This is a genomic window from Elusimicrobiota bacterium, from assembly GCA_026388155.1.
In the GTDB taxonomy this organism is placed as follows: Bacteria; Elusimicrobiota; Elusimicrobia; order Elusimicrobiales; family UBA9959; genus UBA9634.
Genome location: JAPLKI010000016.1, coordinates 165,800 through 184,832 on the forward strand (window position 1 = coordinate 165,800; position 19,033 = coordinate 184,832).

18 protein-coding genes are annotated in these 19,033 nt (G+C 52.0%); 14 read left to right on the top strand and 4 right to left on the bottom strand.

Annotated features, from left to right (window positions below):
• Positions 1–55: 55 nt before the first annotated feature.
• From NTX59_06955 to NTX59_06975, 5 genes are all read left to right on the top strand, one after another.
• Positions 56–1,756, top strand: a complete 1,701-nt coding sequence (locus NTX59_06955; GenBank protein ID MCX5785409.1) for a DUF885 domain-containing protein — start codon at positions 56–58, stop codon at positions 1,754–1,756.
• 150 nt (positions 1,757–1,906) lie between these two features.
• Entirely contained in the window at positions 1,907–2,644 is a 738-nt protein-coding gene (locus NTX59_06960) for an ABC transporter ATP-binding protein (protein ID MCX5785410.1), read from the top strand.
• A 109-nt stretch (positions 2,645–2,753) separates the two neighbouring features.
• Positions 2,754–3,587 carry a hypothetical protein gene (locus NTX59_06965; protein MCX5785411.1) on the top strand — a complete coding sequence of 278 codons (834 nt, stop codon included), beginning with the start codon at positions 2,754–2,756 and terminating at the stop codon, positions 3,585–3,587.
• Between the two features lie 14 nt (positions 3,588–3,601).
• Positions 3,602–4,375, top strand: coding sequence for a hypothetical protein (locus NTX59_06970; protein MCX5785412.1), 774 nt, complete (start codon positions 3,602–3,604; stop codon positions 4,373–4,375).
• On the top strand, positions 4,372–5,412 hold the full coding sequence (locus NTX59_06975) for a glycosyltransferase family 4 protein (protein MCX5785413.1): 1,041 nt from the start codon (positions 4,372–4,374) through the stop codon (positions 5,410–5,412). The genes NTX59_06970 and NTX59_06975 overlap by 4 nt, the downstream gene beginning before the upstream one ends.
• A gap of 84 nt (positions 5,413–5,496) precedes the next feature.
• Here NTX59_06975 and NTX59_06980 read toward each other — a convergent pair whose 3' ends face one another.
• Entirely contained in the window at positions 5,497–5,892 is a 396-nt protein-coding gene (locus NTX59_06980; protein ID MCX5785414.1) for a hypothetical protein, read from the bottom strand.
• A 207-nt stretch (positions 5,893–6,099) separates the two neighbouring features.
• Here NTX59_06980 and NTX59_06985 point away from each other — a divergent pair, with 207 nt between their 5' ends.
• Both NTX59_06985 and NTX59_06990 read left to right on the top strand, forming a co-directional pair.
• Positions 6,100–7,452, top strand: a complete 1,353-nt coding sequence (locus tag NTX59_06985) for an acetate kinase (GenBank protein ID MCX5785415.1) — start codon at positions 6,100–6,102, stop codon at positions 7,450–7,452.
• Between the two features lie 114 nt (positions 7,453–7,566).
• Entirely contained in the window at positions 7,567–8,568 is a 1,002-nt protein-coding gene (locus NTX59_06990; GenBank protein MCX5785416.1) for an NAD-binding protein, read from the top strand.
• Between the two features lie 59 nt (positions 8,569–8,627).
• Here the strand turns inward: NTX59_06990 and NTX59_06995 are convergent, their stop codons facing one another.
• On the bottom strand, positions 8,628–9,416 hold the full coding sequence (locus NTX59_06995; protein ID MCX5785417.1) for a class I SAM-dependent methyltransferase: 789 nt from the start codon (positions 9,414–9,416) through the stop codon (positions 8,628–8,630).
• A gap of 65 nt (positions 9,417–9,481) precedes the next feature.
• Complete coding sequence (locus NTX59_07000; protein MCX5785418.1) at positions 9,482–9,970, bottom strand: DUF2914 domain-containing protein; 489 nt, start codon at positions 9,968–9,970, stop codon at positions 9,482–9,484.
• Between the two features lie 116 nt (positions 9,971–10,086).
• Between NTX59_07000 and NTX59_07005 the strand changes: the two genes are divergently transcribed.
• From NTX59_07005 to NTX59_07030, 6 genes are all read left to right on the top strand, one after another.
• Positions 10,087–10,344: a hypothetical protein gene (locus NTX59_07005; protein MCX5785419.1), complete on the top strand. Its 258-nt coding sequence runs from the start codon at positions 10,087–10,089 to the stop codon at positions 10,342–10,344.
• Positions 10,345–10,399: 55 nt separating this feature from the next.
• Positions 10,400–11,626, top strand: a complete 1,227-nt coding sequence (locus NTX59_07010; GenBank protein ID MCX5785420.1) for an extracellular solute-binding protein — start codon at positions 10,400–10,402, stop codon at positions 11,624–11,626.
• Positions 11,627–11,799: 173 nt separating this feature from the next.
• Positions 11,800–12,990 (top strand): sugar ABC transporter permease, encoded by a 1,191-nt coding sequence (locus NTX59_07015; GenBank protein MCX5785421.1) that lies wholly within the window; start codon positions 11,800–11,802, stop codon positions 12,988–12,990.
• 134 nt (positions 12,991–13,124) lie between these two features.
• Positions 13,125–13,979, top strand: a complete 855-nt coding sequence (locus NTX59_07020; GenBank protein MCX5785422.1) for a carbohydrate ABC transporter permease — start codon at positions 13,125–13,127, stop codon at positions 13,977–13,979.
• A 68-nt stretch (positions 13,980–14,047) separates the two neighbouring features.
• Positions 14,048–15,145 carry a sn-glycerol-3-phosphate ABC transporter ATP-binding protein UgpC gene (gene ugpC / locus NTX59_07025; protein ID MCX5785423.1) on the top strand — a complete coding sequence of 366 codons (1,098 nt, stop codon included), beginning with the start codon at positions 14,048–14,050 and terminating at the stop codon, positions 15,143–15,145.
• 177 nt (positions 15,146–15,322) lie between these two features.
• On the top strand, positions 15,323–15,505 hold the full coding sequence (locus tag NTX59_07030; protein MCX5785424.1) for a ferredoxin: 183 nt from the start codon (positions 15,323–15,325) through the stop codon (positions 15,503–15,505).
• Positions 15,506–15,669: 164 nt separating this feature from the next.
• Here NTX59_07030 and NTX59_07035 read toward each other — a convergent pair whose 3' ends face one another.
• Complete coding sequence (locus NTX59_07035; GenBank protein MCX5785425.1) at positions 15,670–17,124, bottom strand: MFS transporter; 1,455 nt, start codon at positions 17,122–17,124, stop codon at positions 15,670–15,672.
• A 155-nt stretch (positions 17,125–17,279) separates the two neighbouring features.
• Here NTX59_07035 and NTX59_07040 point away from each other — a divergent pair, with 155 nt between their 5' ends.
• Positions 17,280–18,935, top strand: a complete 1,656-nt coding sequence (locus NTX59_07040) for a putative transporter (protein MCX5785426.1) — start codon at positions 17,280–17,282, stop codon at positions 18,933–18,935.
• The last annotated feature ends 98 nt before the right edge of the window (positions 18,936–19,033 follow it).

The following is a 19,033-nucleotide window of genomic DNA, read 5'->3' on the forward strand; positions in this document are numbered from 1 at the left end:
TTTTGCATTCCTTTTCTGTCTTCCTGTGTTTCCTGTTTCTGCTTACGAAGACAGGATGCCCACGGAGGAAATACAGGGAGCGGTTGAAACAACGAAACTGAATGAGGTCTTTGAACAGTATTTGGCTACCATACAGATGTTTGACCCGGAGCGGGCTACCAGCCTGGGCCTGCACGGGTCGGACTTTACCCTGACCCAGCGCACTCAGGAGCGCCATGATAAAGAACTGGTGGCTTTCGGTAAACTCCGCGATAAACTCCGCGAAATAAAAAAAGATTCCATGTATCCCGCAGCGCGTGTCGACTATAACCTGCTTGACCGGATGCTTGAGGTGGATATTTACGAGGGTGAAAACCTTGGCGTTATGAAGCTCAGGCCACAGTCTTATCTGGAGCCGCTTTTTTCAGTTTATTCGATGATGGGGAAGGACTTTGACGCCTATAACACCAGAGCGGCAAACGCCATTTCGCGCCTGAAGCAGTTTCCGCTTATTCTTGAACAGGCTCAGCGGAACCTGTCACGTCCGCCTAAAATATGGACGGAACACGCAATAAAGGAAACCGAGGTTTCAATCGCCGGCATTTCAGATTTTATGCCCATTTTCCGCGGTTACACGCGTTACGACCCGGTTTTAAAAGCGCAGGTGGATGACACGCTGGAAAAGGTGAAAACCGCGCTTGAACGCTACCGCGACTTCCTGCAAAAAGACATACTGCCGGTTTCCGACGGGGATTTCCGGGCCGGCGACCTCACCTACGGTTTTTATCTTGAGCGCTGGTACGCGCTGGATACTACCGCCAGCTCGGCTTACCGCTATGCGAAAGGGGCTTTCAAACAGTCCATGAAAGACCTGGAGAAAGAGGCGGAAAATATCGACTCAATTCTCGCCCATGAAAAAGGCTGGAAAGGGGTGCTTGAAAAACTGCCGAAAGACCACCCGCCCGAGGATGCGGTCCTTAAGGTCTTTCAGGATGAAATGGACCGGGCCTATCAGCACTTTGACGAATACAAGGTTGTGGCATTCCCCAAGCAGCGTTTGCTCATAGAGCGCATGCCGGCATTTGCCGCTTCTGTTTTCCCTTATGTGTACTACAGCGGGCCGTTTTCTCTTGACAGCAGCAGAGTGTCCGAGCTTTTTGTGTCTCTCCCCCCGGAAAAGCTTTCCGAGCCGGCCAGGGAGAAGATCCTTCAGGACGGATTCAATTATGCCCAGATGGAGCTTCTCAGCGCCTACGCCATAATGCCGGGACTCCATCTTCTCAGCTTTGAGGCGAACTCCAATCCTTCGCGGATACGCAAAATTTCCAGCCAGCCCATGACGGAAAACGGATGGGCCTGTTACGCCGAGCTTCTGGCGGACGAGATGGGGTATTACTCATCTTACTGGTCGCACTTCCTGCGGGTTTATGTGCGAGCGTTAAGAGCCGCGCGGGCCTACTGCGACGCCTCCCTTCACCTTAAAAAAATGACCGAGACCGAGGCGATTGATTTTTTTAAAGATAAACTTTATTTTTCCGACGCCCAGGCGCGCGGCGAGGTTCTGCGGATTTCGCTTTCGCCCACGCAGGCGCTGAGTTTTGTGATGGGCATGGACAGGATCCTCAAAATGCGCAAGTATTATCAGCGCACGGAACAGAAATATTTTGACCTGAGGAAATTCCATACCGCCTTTCTGAAAGAGGGCGAAATCCCCATTGACGACCTGGAAGCGGAACTGAGACGGCAGAAAAGCGACGAGGATAACCCTGTAAAATGAGCGCACTGCAGTGGATAGGGGCTAGAGGTTAGGGGATAGGGGTTGAAAGATCCGGAAAAAGAGCGAATTTATGAATAGTCTAAAAAACATTCTCAGGTCTGTTTTTTACTCTACCCTGTCCCCTAGCCCCTATCCTCTGATGGTGGTCGTATGAACCGCGGGATAGTTTCTTTTGACGGCGTAGGTAAAATTTACCGTCTTCGCAGGTTCGGCCGCACACCACAAGTGACCGCCTTGACCGATTTTACCCTTGATATTTCCAAGGGCGAGATATTGGGGCTGCTGGGCTTGAACGGGGCGGGCAAGACTACCGTCATGAAACTGCTCACCGGCCTGCTTTTCCCCACCACCGGCATGGTTTCCGTTTTCGGGCTGGACCCGCGCGAGCCGCAAGCAAAGAACGCCATAGGTTTTCTCCCCGAACTTCCCTATTTTTCCCCGCATGTCACGCCGTCCGCCGCTTTGCGCTATTACGGCAGGCTTTCGGGGATGTCCCCCTCGGCGCTTGAGGCCGCGCTGCCCGCTGTGATAGAAAAAGTGGGGCTTACCCCCCACACTGCCAAAAAAATCTCGGAATTCTCTAAAGGGATGCTGCAGCGCCTGGGGCTTGCCCAGGCGGTGCTGCACTCGCCCGAGTTGTTGGTTCTTGATGAGCCGGTAAGCGGGCTTGATCCGCTGGCCATTCACGATATGCGCGCCCTGATTTCCGGCCTGCAGGCCGAAGGCAAGACAATATTTCTCTCTTCGCACAGCATTTCCGAACTTGAAAAAATATGCGACCGGGTGATTATTATGGTGTGCGGACGGCAGGCGCGCGCGGTTCTGAGGCAGGAGTGGGAAACGGCCCCTGGCGGCCTTGAAGCCCTGTTTGTGGAGGCGGTAAAATAACGGCAGCGAATAGAGATTGGCGAATAGCGAACAGGGAAGGAGTTCCTGAAAAAAACTCTCTCAGTTGTCATTCCCGCATGTTGCAGGCGGGAATCCACTTGGAAAATTTATGAACCCCCTGAAAAATGTTTCCGAATCTGTTTCTTCTCCCCGCCCATTCGCTGTTCGCTATTCGCTATCCCCTGATTTTTTTTATACCGCGCGTTCCGTGGCGGCTGAAACTTTCAGGGAAAGCGTTAAAAACCGCTTCTTCACTATCTTTGTGATTTTTGCCGTCTGCGCTATTTACGCCTCGCTGCTTGCCGGCGTGATGGCGATGGACGAGGAAGCCAGAGTGCTATCCGACCTGGGCCTGGGTTTGATGGAACTGATGACGCTCGCTTACGCGCTTTTTCACGCGGCCATGGCAATACCCCGCGAGGTGGAAACTAAAACCATTTACCTTGTTTTCTCAAGGCCGGTTTCAAAGCCCGCCTACCTGTTTGGCAAAGCGGCCGGCCTTTACCTGCTCAGCGCTTTCATGCTGTCAGTGATGGCCGCTATACACTTAAGCCTGCTGGCCCTGCGCGGTTTTCCGCCGGGGCCGGCGTATTTCCAGATACTCGCGTGCGTCTGGCTGAAGATAGTCATCATAACCTCGCTGGCGCTTTTCATTTCGCTTTTTTCAACCTCGCCGGTATCCACCATGGTTATTTCAGGCATAATCTGGACGCTCGGGCACTTCACGCCCGAGGCCAGGTTTCTTATTGAAAAAACCGGCGGTTTTTCCGGCCGCTTACTTAAAGGGGCGGCTTGGCTGATCCCTGATTTGCAGCTTTATAACCTGCGGGACGCGCCTTTGGCCGCCGCTCCCGGCGCCTGGTTTCAGATTTCTTACGCCGCGCTCTGGGCGCTTGCCGCTTACGGGGCGGCGGTCCTGCTTTTCAGAAAGAAAGAGTTTTAGGGGCACGGTTCTTTATGAGAAAGTTTTTTTATGCGGCAGCCGCGCTTGGTTTTGCGGGGCTGTTGTTTTTTTATTCACTCGTACGCCCGGCTCCGGCGTTCCCGCCTCCTTCCGCTTTGCGCGAGGTAAGGCATAGCGCGCTTGAGGATATGCTGGCGCTCAGTCTGGGCGCGCGCAGGCTGTTTGCGGATCTGTGGTTTATAAGGCTGATGCAGTATTACGGCTCCCATGAACCCTGTCCCGGCGGCGAAGAACCCGACGAGGATGGGGAATGTCCCGGCGGCCCTCGTTTCGGCGAAGGCAAATACCCCGAGTTCTTGTCTCTCTCCCGCCACATAGCGGCCCTGGACCCCTATTTCAAAAACGCCGTGCTTTACTCAGCGGGCTCGCTGGCATTCAACATGAACCGCCCAAAGGAGGCGGAGAATATTTTAAACTACGCGCTTGCAAACACGCCGCGCGACTGGAAGTTCCTAACTATGCTTACCGCTATTGGTTACAGCAAGTCCGCTGAGCCCGCGAAAGTGGCACAAATCATCGCCCCGCTGGTGCGCGAGCACGACTGCCCGGTAATGCTGAAACAGCTGGCCGCTTTTCTGAACAAGAAGGCCGGCAATTACGCCGCGGCCGCCGCTTTATATACCGATATGCTTCAAACCTCAAAAGACCCGTTCTACACGTCTAACGCAAAAAAAGAGCTGAAAAAACTGGCTCTGCTGCGGATCGCTCCCGGCACAACACCCGCTGTGGAGCCGAAAGAGCGCCTTACAAACCGGCCTGCAAAATGAACATTCTTAATATTTGCGACTCTGACGAGTTTGACATAGTGGCTTACCAGGCCCTGTATACGGCGGTTTATTTCAAAAAAATAGGCCATAACGCGGTGGTAATGTGCCCTAAAAGTTCCAAGCTTTATTCCGAATGCCTGAGACATCATCTTGCGGCGGTGCCGCTTACCTTTTCGGCCAGACTGGGTTTTTTTGAGGGGAAGGGCTATGACATAACTCATTTTTATAATCCGGCTTCTCTCACGGCGCTTCTCTTAAAAAAGGCAGTGGCATCCTCCAAAGTATTCATTACCCAATTGAAACTCGGCAATCAGGGGACTTTTGCAAAACTGGCCGGTTTTGAACCTTATGTGGACAAATTCGTGGCCGCGTCTAATTCAGCGAAGGAGGATTTTCTGCGCGCCGGAATCGACCAGCGCAAAGTTTTCATGGTGCCGCCGGCCATCAAGATCGGGCGCTGGGAAAGCGCCATGCTCATAAAACCGGCCATGTTTCTCAAACGCCCCTACAAAGTGGGCACCGTAAGCATGGACCCGACGCTTAAAGAGCAGGAGCTTTTTTTGAAAGTGGCTATTAAGGTGCTGACTAAACTGCCGGATACAAATTTCATGATAGTAGGCATTAAAGACGAGCGGATCCGCGAGATGGCGCGTTCGCTTGGCGTCAGCCACAAGGTGGATATACTCTGGGCGCGCAACGATATTCCGGAAATAATGGCCATGCTGCATATTTTTGTTAAAACCAGCTGGCGCGACGGCCTGTCAATGTCGCTTATTGAGGCTCAGGCTTCGGGAGTGGCCTGCGTTCTGCCGCGTCTAAGGGGCCTTAGTGACTTTACTCTGCATGAGCACAATGGTCTGCTGGTTGAGCCGCGCAGCGTAGAATCCTACTCCGATGCGATAGAAACTCTCATCTTAAATCCGCCGGCCTGCCACAAAATGTCAAGAATAGCTTTTGACTATATAAGCGACAATATGTCGCTTCCGGTTGTCGGCAACCTTCTGCTGCGTCTTTATGAGGAAGCGCTGGAAGTGTGAAAGCGGCAGGGATTAGGGGCTAGGGTAGAGGGGTTTAGGGAAGGTACTCCTACCCTCACCCCTAGCCGCTAGCCTCTGTTGTTATTAGAACTCGCTCCAGGCCCGGCCTTTTTCATCGGCGTGGGAGCAGTCTATGAATACCAGGCCAAAATCGGGGCTTTTGGGGTCGTTCACGTAAGCCCAGGAACCGGAGTCGGTTATTTTGTAATAGGGGACGTTCTTTACAGTGGAGGATTTAAAGTGGCGCTTCAGCTTAAGATCGGGCACCGCTTCAAGATTCCCATTCACCGCAACGTCAGAAAAATGCACGGGCAGGCGGCCTTTGTCCAGGCGGTAAAGCTCAAGCGAAATTCGCAGGGCTGCAAGCTTACGGATGACTTCGGCGGCGTTCATGGAGTGAAAGTAATTGAAAACCCGAGATACCCCCGCCAACGCTATCGCGATCGCCAGAATATATTTAACAATCACCCTTTTTTTCATGATGTAAATTCAGTATATCAAAAAAACGCATGCCGTATTATTTTGTAAAATAAAGACGAGATTACAGCGATTAAGATAGATAGCGGTGATAAGACATAAAATGCCGGAATCGTCCGTTTGTTATTGCCGTAGTTACTCATTATATTGCGGTACTCGTTGTGCTTCATCGCTGTAAGCTCTTTATAAGTATGCTTCCGAGGAAAAAACATGAAAATACTTTGCCTTAATTGCGGAAGTTCGTCTGTAAAATATTCCCTTTTTGACTGGGAGAAAAAAACGGTGCTCGCGGCCGGAGTGGTGGAAAGAGTGGGCATAACCGATTCTTTCGTGGCGCATGAAGTCCCGCACAAAGAAAAAGTGACCATAAAACAGGATTGCCCTTCCCATAAAGAGGCCATAAAACTGGTTATTGACACGCTCACCTCCCCCTCTCATGGCGTTATCAAGGACCTGAAAGGCATTTCAGCCGTAGGACACCGAGTGGTCCATGGAGGCGAGAAATTCGTAAAATCGGTTTTAATAGACGACAAAGTCCTTGACGTTTTCCGCGAACTGGCAGCGCTCGCTCCCCTGCATAATCCGCCTAATATCTTAGGCATTGAAGCGGCTCGCGACCTTATGCCGGGCGTGCCGCACATGGCCATAATGGACACGGCCTGGCACCAGACCATGCCGGCATCGTCTTATGTTTACGCCCTGCCTTACGCCTGGTACGAAAAATACGGCATACGGCGCTACGGCTTTCACGGCACTTCTTTCCTTTATGTGGCTAAGCGCGCGGCGGTCCTGCTTGGCAAGGATCCTTTCAGCGTGAATCTGGTCATCTGCCACATAGGCAACGGAGCTTCGGTGAACGCCGTAAAAAACGGTCTTTCCTACGACACCAGCATGGGTTTCACCCCGCTTGAAGGGCTGGTAATGGGAACCCGCGCCGGAGACCACGACCCGGCAATAGGGCTTTTTGTGATGGATAAGGAAAACCTGAAAGCGCGCGAGATGGATTCGCTCCTGAACAAAAAATCAGGTATTCTGGGCATTACCGGCAAGTTTACCGACAGGCGCGACGTTGAAATGGCGGCCGAAAAAGGCGACGCTCGCGCGGCGCTTACCATGGAAATAGAAGCCTACAGGATAAAAAAATATATCGGCGCTTATGCGGCCGCCGTGGGCGGAATAGACGCCGTGGTTTTCACGGCCGGAGTCGGTGAAAAGGGCGCCGTCACAAGGGCTAAGGCGCTCGACGGCCTTGAGACGCTTGGAATAACCCTTGATGAAAACAAGAACGCGCTTTCAAAAACCCGGAACGCCGAAACCCTTATTTCAGCCGATAACTCGCGGGTGAAAGTCTTTGTGATTCCCACGGACGAAGAACGGGTGTTTGTGGAGGACGCGGCCGGCCTGCTGAAGGGAAATTACGACGTGCACTCCAAGTTCCAGTACAGTTTCCAGAACATGGGTTATCGCAATACTATGCGCGACAAGGCCTTTGAAAAAGAATGCGAGAAAAAACCCGGCTTGGAAAAAATAGCGGCGTTACCCGTTGGCAAGCTGGTAGGCTGAAGGCTGAAGTAACAAATAGCAAGAAAGCAAATAGCAAATAGTTAATAGTAAAGTTTTTCCCGCTACTACTATTCGCTATTTGCTGGTACTTGTCCGCCTAAGCAGTTACAAGCTATGAAAGACATAAAACAGAGGATCCTTACCACCTTCAGCGCCCTGCTGATTCTTTTCACGGCCGGCGTGATCGGGTACGTCCTAATTGAGAAATGGGATTTCCTCGACAGTTTGTACATGACGGTAATAACGCTGGCCACTATAGGTTACGGTGAGGTTCATCCGCTGTCCCAGAACGGCCGGATATTTACTATCTTTCTTATTCTGGGCGGCATAGGCACGATGACTTATATCTTTTCAAGCATCACGGCCCTCCTGATAGAGGGTGAGCTGAAGGATGTTTTCAGGAGAATAAAAATGCAAAACACGCTGGAACACATTAAAGATCATTACATTGTCTGCGGCGCCACGCACGCGGGGATAAGCATATGCGAGGAGTTATCCAAAACCGACCGGCCTTTTGCTCTGATCGTGCTGAAAGAGGAAGAGGTCAGGAAATTCATGGATGCGGGGTATTGCGTCGTGGCGGGAGACGCCTCCACCGACGAGGCTTTGCTTAAATGCTCAATCTCAAAAGCCAGGGGTATTTTTTGCGCCCTAAAAAATGATAAAGACAACGCCTTTATAGCGCTTACCGCCAGAGGGCTCGCCCAGGGTATAAAAATCGTTACCGTGCAGAACGAAAACGACCCTAAAATGCAGGAAAAACTGGCGCGCAGCGGCGCCGACATTGTGATAAGCCCCTCCCATATAGGGGGACTCCGCATGGTTTCGGAGATGACGCGCCCGGCCACAGTGCAGTTTTTGGACTCAATGATGCGCGGCAAAAGCGTCAATTGTCGTTTTGAGGATATTGAAGCCGGCGCCGGCGCCAACGGCAAAACACTTGCAGCCTTCAAGGGGGCCGACAAGGCGGGGGCGCTGGTTGTTGCCGTTAAAAGCGGGGCGGACGGAGGCTACGAGATAAATCCCCTGCCTTCAAGGACAATAAAAAAGGGCGAAGTGCTGGTGGCGCTTGGCACGCCGGAGGAAGTCGCGCGCCTGCGGGAACTGCTTGGCTGATTGAATGCAAGGCTTAAGCCTTCAGCCCTCAGCCTTCCCGAAAAATATCACCCGCTATTTCAGCGGGTGATATTTTTCGGGCCGGGCGGCCGCCAGACGATCAGGACTTTTCGGGCCAGTATTTTGTGGGAGATGCGCCCGTTGTGAACACGGGTCTTTATGAATTCCTCAAGCCACTGCCGCCTGACCCGGGCGTTGTTTAATTTCAGATGCGCCAAAACGTCCGTCATTGCCTCTTTGCAAGTGCCGTTCCAGGACCAGTTGTCGGTTATTAATCTTATTTCCGGTTTTCTGCCAAGCCCTTTGAGGACTTTTATGATTTTTCCCCCTCCGTCGGGGGAGCTGTAGGCAAGCCCGTGTTCCGCGAAAATACGCTCCATGAATGCATTTTTCTTTTTCCCGGCCCAGCCGATATAAACGCAGTGTTCCTCCGCCATTCTTTCCATGCGCAGCACATCGGCCCGGCTTCGCACAGCCATGCTCATGGAGGCAAGCGCTATGTCAAAGCGGGATTCACCGTGTTTCGCCCTGAAAGCCTGCCAGGAGGCGTTCAGGCAGGCGGCGTTTTTTATCTTACGGGCGCCGGTCTGGGCGCGGAATTTACTCAACATTGTTTTGGATGAGTCAACGCCCAAAACCCGTGAGGCCCTGCCCGCCAGAAAAAGCCCGTAAATACCGGTGCCGCAGCCGATGTCAAGAAGCGAACGGCCGTTAAAATCGACCCCCATGTTTTCAAGCATACGCACTATGCGCGCTGTGCGCGCCGCTGTTTTTCTTTCAAACGGGAGCGGGTAATGCCCGGCCTTCTGTTGCCAGAAGGTTTTAAGACCGGAATCGGTTTTTTTCATTTCACCAGCCTGCGGGACGAAAAAAACCCGCCAAAGTTTACTTTGGCGGGTTTGACGGATAATGTCTATTTGCCTGCGGGCTGCGCGGGGGCGGTTTCCTTTGCCGGTTCAGCCGGTTTTTCCGGTGAAACGGAGAAGGAGGCTGTTGAAAGCACCTTGCCTGTTTCGTCGGTTACATCAACTTTCCAGTTGCCCGGCCGCACGGCTTTGCTGCTCCATACCCTGTATGGGCTTGATTTTATGGAGAGTTCGACCTCACATTCTTTCTTTTCTCCAAAGTAGTAGACGTGTTTTATCGTGACAGGGGTATTGGCCGCCGTTATTTTAGTCCAGGTGTAAACCCTCTCCGCGGCCTTATCAAAAGTCGCGGTTTCACCCACCGGTTCGCGGTTCTCCACCGAGGCCGCGGTGGCTATTTTCTCGACTTTAATTTCAGTCGCAGCTACTTGCTGCGCCTGGGGCGTTTCCGGCGCCTGGGGTTTTGGGGCTTCCTGGGCGAAAACGCTGAAAACCGGCAACAGAAACAGGGATGCTGCCGTTATCGTTTTTTTCATTAGTATCCTCCCTCCGTCCTTTAGACTGCGTAATTTATTATACCTAAAAGTCCGCATTTTATTCCCGCATTTTATTCCCCTGTCGCCGCGGACTGTTTATTTGTTAGAATTTCAGTATGAAACTCCGCAATCTGGTTTTTTTTGGAATTCCCACCGTGATCCTTTGGGTGGCGGGTATTTTTGTCCTGGGTATTTTCCTTATAAAATGGTTCTGGATGTGGACAGTGCCGGGCTTATTTCCCGGAGCCGTGGCCGCGGGCCTTGTGGCGGAAAAAATCTCCTGGTGGACCGCTTTAAAACTTTCCGTGCTGGTAGCGCTGCTTGCGGCTATTACGCATGTTTCAAAAGGTTCGCAGAACAGCGGTAATCAGTAATCGGTTATCGGTAGCTGAATACCGCATACCGTGGTTTGGGGTCCCTGTGAAAAGAATGTTTTTCGCCGATGCGCTCGCATTGCTGCCGGTCATGCTGTTTTTGTGCTCCTGTTCAAGGCCGAAGTCCCCCCTTGACGCCTCCACCATAATACTTTGGGAGCAGGAAGACGCGCAGGTGGCCCCCTATATAGATTCTGTTTTAACCGCTTTTCAAAAGCTTCCGGAAAATAAAGCCATCCGGATAGTGCGGACCCATTATCAGACCGAGGACCTGCGCTCCCAGTTCCAGGCGGCCTCGCTCGCGGGCGTTGCGCCTGACCTTATCATGTGCCCTTCCGACACCGCCGGCCTTTTCGCCGTTTCAGGCTTCATCCGCCCGGTGGACGGCCTGATAGACGCCTCCAAATACAATAAGGCCGTGATGCAGGCCATCACCCTTGACGGCAAGATCTGGGGCGTGCCTGTTTCTAACGGCAACCACCTGATGTTTTTCTTCAACAGGAAGTACGCTAAGACCGCCCCCAAAGATACCGACGAGCTTTTTAAATTCTGCGCCACGGACGCCAAAGCCTACAAGCTGGACTTCTGCATGGCTTTTGACATGGGAGAGCCGTTCTGGCTTATGCCTTGGCTGGCGGCTTTCGGCGGCTGGCCTATAGACAACAAGACCCCGACGCTGGACACTCCCGCCATGCGCTCCGCCATCAACTTCTACCTGGACCTCAAATTCACTAAGAAATACGCCCCGCCGGAGTGCGATTACAACTGCATGGATTCGCTGTTCAAGGAAGGCAAGACCGCTTTTATTATAAACGGCGACTGGGCCATCTCTGGCTATCAGCAGCATTTCAAAAAAGATTTCGGCCTGGGGCTCATCCCGAAGGTTTCATCCACTGGGCTCTGGCCCGCCCCTATGGTCAGCGGCAAATATTTCATGATAAGCTCCGGCGTGAAGCCGGAGAAGCTTGGTATTATACAGAAACTTATGGAATTTTATACCAACCGCGAGAACCAGATAAGGCAGTTTAAAGAGCTTCAGCGCCTGCCGGCGCTCGCGGAAGCCTCAAAGGCGCCTGAGATAACCGGCACCGATGTCTCGCGTGTATCCATGGAACAGATCTCAAAAGGCAGGCCCATGTCCATGGCTACTGAAATGCGCGCTATTTGGGATTCGGCCAGGAATTACCTGGGCCTTGCCACCTCGAGGAAGCTGAGCGTTGAGGACGCGACCCGGAAGATGCAGGAAAACGCCGCGGAGAAAATAACGGAGATGAACAGATGATCATAGCGCAAAGCGCTATGATCGCCATAAGCTTTAAGCCATAGGCCATAGGCAGAAAGATTGCCATAAGCTTTAAGCCGTAAGCTAGAGGCGATTTTAGGAACTCTTTAAAAGCATATGGCCTAAAGCATACGGCTTATGGCAGTGATGGTAAACAAGCGATATTGATTTTTATGGATATACTCTATTCCATATACGAAGTCCTGTGGTTCGCGCTTATCGTGCTCACCGGTATTGCGCTTATAGAGGGCTATTTCTATTACCATTTCAAATTTTACGACCGGCGTTGGTTCTTCCCGGTCGCGCTTATAGGGTTCCCGCTGGCCGCCGCCGCGCTTTGCCGCTGCCTGGGGCTGGCCGCGGACCCCGTCAAGCCGTTCCTGTGGTTCCTGGCCTCGGAAGCGCTTATAACTCTGTTTTTCCGGCACATAGTTAAGGGCAGGAACTCGCTCGCCTATCTGCTGCTTGCCCCCGCATTCATCGGTCTGGCCCTTCTGCTGGTTTATCCCTTTATTTTTGAGATATATCTTTCTTTCCACGACCTGAAACTTACCACCATTATGCAGTGGAAGAATACCGGCTTACTGCCTTTTGTGGGTCTCAGACAATACGTGAACGTTTTTACCACCTCGCCGCTTTCCGAAGTAACCTTCTGGGCACTTTTGGGGCGCACGCTCTGGTGGACTTTCATCAACGTGTTTTTTCATGTCACCGGCGGGTTCGCGCTGGCGCTTCTGCTTAACAACCATATCCGTTTTAAGGGCTTTTACCGCACGCTGCTCGTTATCCCATGGGCCATGCCCCAGGTGGTGGCGGTGCTGGCCATGCGCGGAGAGTTCCATTCGCAGTACGGGTTCATCAATATTATGCTAGTAAAACTTGCTGCCGCGTATCCTTTGCTGGCCCGTCTGGGCGTCGGGCCCGTACAATGGCTGAGCAATTACCCGCTCACTACCTGCACGCTCATCAATATCTGGCTGGGCATTCCGTTTATGATGGTGGTGATTCTTGGCGGGCTGCAGTCTATTTCCAGTTCCTATTACGACGCCGCCGACATAGACGGGGCCTCCTATTTGCAGAAGCTGCGCTTTATCACACTCCCGCTTATACGCCCGGTGCTTATGCCGGCTGTAACGCTCGGCACGGTCTGGACCTTCAACAACATAAATGTGATCTACCTTGTCACCGGCCAGTCGGGAGGCACCGAGCGGGCCGATATACTGGTTTCGGCTCTGTATAAGGCGGCTTTTACATATAATCGCTACAGTTATTCAGCGGCTTTCGCCATAGTAATTTTCGCCATACTGTTTTTTATCTCTGTGTTCTACCTGAAGTCTTTTGACGCGGCGAAGGAAGAGAGATAATAGCGCGAAGGCTGAAAGTGCCGTAGGCCGTATGCCTTAAGTCATAAGCTTTGAGGAGTTTCCTGCAAGCCTACGGCTTATGGCTTAAAGCGTATGGCAGTCTTGTCCAGGGCATATGGCAAATAAATAAAATTATGAACAAAGAAGCTTCGGCCCACAGACGAAAAAAAACTATTAAGTTCCTGCTTGTCCATTTGGCTATCATCGCCTTCGTGGTTATATGCGTTTACCCCCTTTTGCGCATTTTCTCCGTTTCCATACGCCCCGGTGACAAGTTGATATCCACTGATCTTTCGCTCATACCTGTCGGCGCAACCTTTGAGGCCTATGTCCGGCTGCTCAAAGAGACGCTGTTCCTGCGTTGGCTTTGGAATTCGCTCCTCATTACCGTGGCCACCTCGTTTATCGGGGTAAGCCTGGCCTCCACCGCCGCTTACGCTTTCTCCCGGTTTAAGTTCGGCGGGAAAAAGGGCGGCATGATACTGCTGCTCTCCACTCAGATGATCCCCGCCGGCATGCTCATCCTGCCTTTGTTCCTGATGATAATGAAACTCGGGCTTATGAACACTTATCTTGGGATGATCATCGCCTACTCCGTATCCTCGCTGCCGTTCAGTATTTGGATACTCAAAGGTTATTACGATACCATCCCCCGCTCGCTTGAGGAAGCGGCGCTGGTGGACGGTACCAGCCAATTGGGGGCGTTCTACCGCATAATACTCCCGCTTTCAACGCCGGCATTAAGCATCGCTTTTCTTTTCAATTTCACCACTGCCTGGAATGAGTATCTGGTGGCCAGAGTAGTGCTGTTCAGCGCCAAACAGTACACCTGGACCCTGGGGCTTTTTGAACTGCAGGGCCAGTACATAACCCAATGGGGCATGTTCGCGGCGGGTTCCATGCTTGTCACCATACCTGTGCTCATGGTGTTCCTGTATTCGTCCAAGTGGCTGATATCGGGCCTCACGCTCGGCAGTGTAAAAGGATAGCGCGAAGCGCTATCCGCCATAGGCTTACGGCTTACGGCAAATGAGTATTTTTAAAAGAGGTCCAACTTATGGCTGAAGTAAAATTTTCCAAAGTCACAAAAAAATTTAACGAGAACCTGATCCTGAACGGGGTGGATGCGGAAATACGCGACCACGAATTTGTGGTTATCGTAGGTCCCTCCGGCTGCGGCAAGACCACGCTTTTGAGAATGCTGGCCGGCCTTGAGGAAATAACCGCCGGAGATATATATATCGATAATGTCCTGGTCAACAATATGCACCCCAGCAAGCGTCAGATAGCCATGGTCTTCCAGGATTACGCCCTTTATCCTCACATGACCGTGGAAGAGAACATGAGTTTCGCGCTGCGCCTCCGGAAGGCTCCAAAAGCTGAAATACACCGGCGCGTCACCGAGGCCGCGAACATCCTCCAGCTGACCAAGCTGCTCAAGAGAATGCCCAAGCAGCTCTCCGGCGGCCAGCGTCAGCGCGTGGCCATAGGCCGGGCAATAGTGCGCAAGCCCAAAGTGTTTCTGTTCGACGAGCCCCTTTCAAATCTGGACGCCAAGCTGCGCGAGGAGATGCGCGTTGAAATAGCCAAGCTTTATCAGCGCCTTAACGCCACCATCATCTATGTCACTCACGACCAGGTGGAAGCCATGACGCTTGCGGGCCGCATTGTGGTAATGAACCACGGAATTATACAGCAGGTGGGCAGCCCCATCGAGGTTTACAGGAAACCGGCGAATTTGTTCGTGGCGGGTTTCATAGGCAGCCCCACTATGAATTTTATAAGCGGCCGCCTGTCAATGACCGCCGGAAAAGCTGTTTTTGAAAGCGAGGATTTTTCAATAGGCGTGCCGGGTTTCGTGCTGAGCGAAGCGGAAGCGATTGACGGCCGGGAAGTAGTGCTTGGCGTGCGCCCGGACGATGTGCTGGTGGGAGGCAAGGCGACCGAACACTGTTCTGAAAAACTCCAGGCGGTGCTTGAGGTAAGCGAATTGCTGGGCCACAGGGAGAATCTTTACTTAAAAGCCGGGCAAACCCGCCTGGTGTCCATAGTTGAGGCGTTCTTCAACCAGGCCCCCGGCAGCGCCGTGCCCTTCTGCCTGAATTACGCCAACATGCATTTTTTTGATAAGCTTACGGAGAAACGCATAGGATAAAAAAAGTGTAGAGTGGAGAGTAGATGGTGTAGAGAAAAATCACAAACTCCTTTAAATCTCTACACTCTACACTATCCACTCTCAACTATCGCTGTTCCCGTAACTTTTTGCCTGAAATAACGGTTTTAAGTATAATAGTGTAGAAGATTTTACTGTGCCATTTTAACGGAGGTCAAAATGAAAGCTATTATTGATGAAAATGCCTGTATAGGCTGCGGCCTTTGCTCCAGCGACTGCCCTGAAGTGTTTGAGATGAAAGGCGAGAAAGCCGTTGCAAAGGGCGATGTCCCGGCCGGCAAGGAAGACTCCTGCAAGACCGCCGCCACTAACTGCCCGGTGCAGTGCATTAAGTGCGAATAGGCCGTAAATAATCACGAATTAAGACGTTGATCGGATAAATATAAAAACCGCCCGCCTTTTTGAAAGGCGGGCGGTTTTTATTTGCGTTTACCCCGAAAATTGCAGTTGCTGTTACTCCAAGCTGAAGTTGAGAAAATTCCCTTGTGAGCCTTAAGCCTTCAGCCTTAAGCCGGCATTATTTCATCTTCCTTTATCGGAAGCTTTAAAATAACCAGTATTCCCGGTATCGTGAGCAGGCATACCGTCAGAAAGAAATGCCTGTAGCCCAGGCTTTCCTGAATTTTTCCGCTTATCATGCCGGGCACCATCATCCCCAAAGCCATTATGCCGGTAGAAATGGCGAAATGCGCGGTCTTATATTTTCCCCTGCAGATCATCATAAGATAGACGGTGAACGCGGTTAAGCCCACCCCGTAGCCGAACTGTTCGGCTGAAACCAGCACATAGGCTATCCATTTTGCCGGCTGCGCGTAAGACATGTAAAGGTAGAATACATCCGGCACATGCAGAGCGAAAACCATGGGCCACAGGCATTTGCGGAAACCGTAGCGTGAAATGAGCCAGCCGCCAAGCAGCCCGCCGGTTATAAGCGCTATCATGCCCGCGGTTCCGTACATAATGCCTACTTCGGAAGTTGAAATGCCAAGCCCGCCGTTTACGGACGCGTCAAGCAGGAACGGCGAAGTAAGTTTTAAAAGCATAGCCTCGGCGAAGCGGTAAAACAGGATAAAGGCGATTATATAGCCGATACTGTCCTGCGTGAAGTAAGAGATAAAAGCCTCGTTGAAAGAACTTCCCTCGGCCGCCATCTTCCGCCTGAGATAAGGAAAAATAAATTTCCGGCAGATAATTACCAGCGCGACGGTAAGCGCGGCGGCAAGTCCCAGTTTCTGCCAGAGGCCCGAGAGTGAATTGAAAAGCCATACCAGGGCTCCTGCCGCAAGCAGGTACGCGGCAAGAGTCCCTATTGAGCGCAGGATGGTTAAAGGCTCCGCCTTGGCCTTAGGGATGTCTTCGGACGGATAAGGCAGAATAAAGCGGTGATAGATAAAAAGTATCAGGAAAATAAGGGCGGGCGCCAGCAGCATTATGGCCCAGCTGTCCGGTACGCTGCAAAACGCCTCCTGCAGCTGCCCGGCCCGATATACCAGGAACCCGGTGCCGAAAATCATGGCGAAGCGATAGAACATGGAGCGTATGCCCACAAAGAAGGCCTGGTCCTCCTTGGTAAGCGCGAGCATGTAGAAGCCGTCCACGGCTATGTCGTGGGTGGCCGAGACGAAGGCCGCTACTGCAAAAGCGGCAAGAGAAATGGTGAAAAAATGCGGCGTGCCAAGCGACATGGCGGCGGCCGCAAGGCAGAAAGCCATAATAGCTTGAGTATATACCGTCCATTTGCGGCGCGTGCCGTACATATCCACCATGGGCCCCCAGAGCATTTTTATGACCCAGGGCAGATAGAGCCAGCTGGTCCAGAAGGCTATCCGGGCGTTTGAAACGCCCATGTTTTTATAGAGTATGACGGAAACCGAATTTACTATCACATAAGGCAGCCCCTCTGCGAAATAGATGGTAGGCACAAAGTGCCAGGGATTGCGGCTTTCAGCTTTGGAAATCATGGTTTCTCCGTTAAAAAACCCTGCCGGGATTGAGGCGCTTTAAAGGCTATGATACCAAAAAGGCGGTTGGCGAGTCAGTTTACCGCATCACCCCGGCTATAATCCGGCCAAAAGGAAAAGATAGATGCCTTTTTATATTTTGCTAAAATTATAGTATGGAATTCTTCAATGTGCTTTTCTCGCCTCAGTCGGTGGCCTGGTCCGTTTTCGCCGTAATGGTGGTCTCGGCTGTGGGGCTGGCCCTAGGCAATATTAAGATCTCCGGCATAAACCTCGGCATAGCCGGGGTTTTATTTTCCGGCATTTTTTTCGGACATTTCGGAGTCGACATTAATCACGACACGCTGGAATTTCTGCGCGATTTCGGCCTGATACTTTTTGTTTACTCCATAGGCACGCAGGTGGGACCGGGCTTCTTTTCCTCATTGCGCAAAGAAGGCGTGCGGCTTAACCTGCTTGCCTCGGCCGTAGTTCTTGGCGGCATCGGTATAACCTTTTTGATAAGCAAGTTCTTCGGCATAGACATACCCACGGCTGTGGGTATGTACGCGGGCGCCGTTACCAATACGCCTTCTTTGGCCGCGGCCCAGCAGACCCTTGGCGGTATCAGCCCGGAAGCGGCCAACAGCGCGTCGGTGGGCTATGCCCTGGCCTATCCAGGAGCGATACTCGGCGTCATACTCACGATGATAATTATAAAGCGCATTTTCCGCGCCGAGGCGCAGGAAGACATGCGCTATGTCCATGAACAAAAAGCCGGCTCCAGCCTGACCAATACCAATATAAAAGTGGAAAACAAGAATCTGGAAGCCATAAAGATAAAAGACATCCCCTCACTCTCCGAGCTGAATGTCGTAATTTCCCGCGTCTATCACGACGGTCAGCTGGTAATAGCGCACGATGACACCGTCATCCATCTGGGCGATGTGGTGCTGGCCGTGGGCAGTGAAGAGCATGTAGCCAAGTTCATACTGGTGGTGGGGTCAAAAAGCGACATAGACCTTAAAGAACTGCCCAGCCGCATAATAAATTCCCGCGTTATAGTAACCCGCAAGGCGGTCATCGGAAAAACCCTCGAAGAAGTAAAACTGCAATCCCAGTATAATGTGGCGGTCACCCGCGCTTCCCGCGCCGATGTGGAATTTATAGTTTCAGATAAGTACGTGCTGCAATTCGCGGATAACGTTGTTATAGTCGGAGAAGAGGTCTCGGTGGCGAAGGCCGCGGCCATGCTGGGCAATTCCCCGAAGGATCTGAATCACCCGCAGCTTGTCCCGGCTTTCATTGGCATAGCATTGGGCGTTATTCTCGGGTCTATTCCATTCTCAGTGCCCGGCCTTGCTTCACCTATAAAACTGGGGCTTGCCGGCGGGCCGCTTATAACGGCAATATGCCTGAGCTACGCGCAGACTATCGGTCCGCTTAACTGGTACATGCCGCCAGCGGGTAATTTGATGCTGCGTGAGCTGGGTATTGTGCTGTTCCTGGCCTGCGTGGGGTTAAAGTCCGGCGGAAAGTTCGTTGAGACCATAGTCCACGGCAATGGCCTTACCATAATGGCCCTGGCTTTCGCTCTTACGGTTATCCCCATCCTTTTTATCGGGATATTAGCCAAGGCCAGATATAAGCTTAACTATATGTCTCTGTGCGGTGTTTTATCCGGTTCCATGACCGATCCCCCCGCTTTAGCCTTTGCCAACGCTATGGCCCCGTCAAACCTGTCCGCCATGTCGTACGCCACAGTCTACCCGCTTGTAATGATACTGCGCATAATTTCAGCGCAGGTGATGGTGCTGCTTTTTTTTAAGTAGGATTTTGGAATTAGAGTAAATAGCTTAGGATGAAACAAAACAAACTAATAAGTTGTGCCTAAAAATCTTCAGCCCTCAGCCTTCCGCCTTCAGCCTTA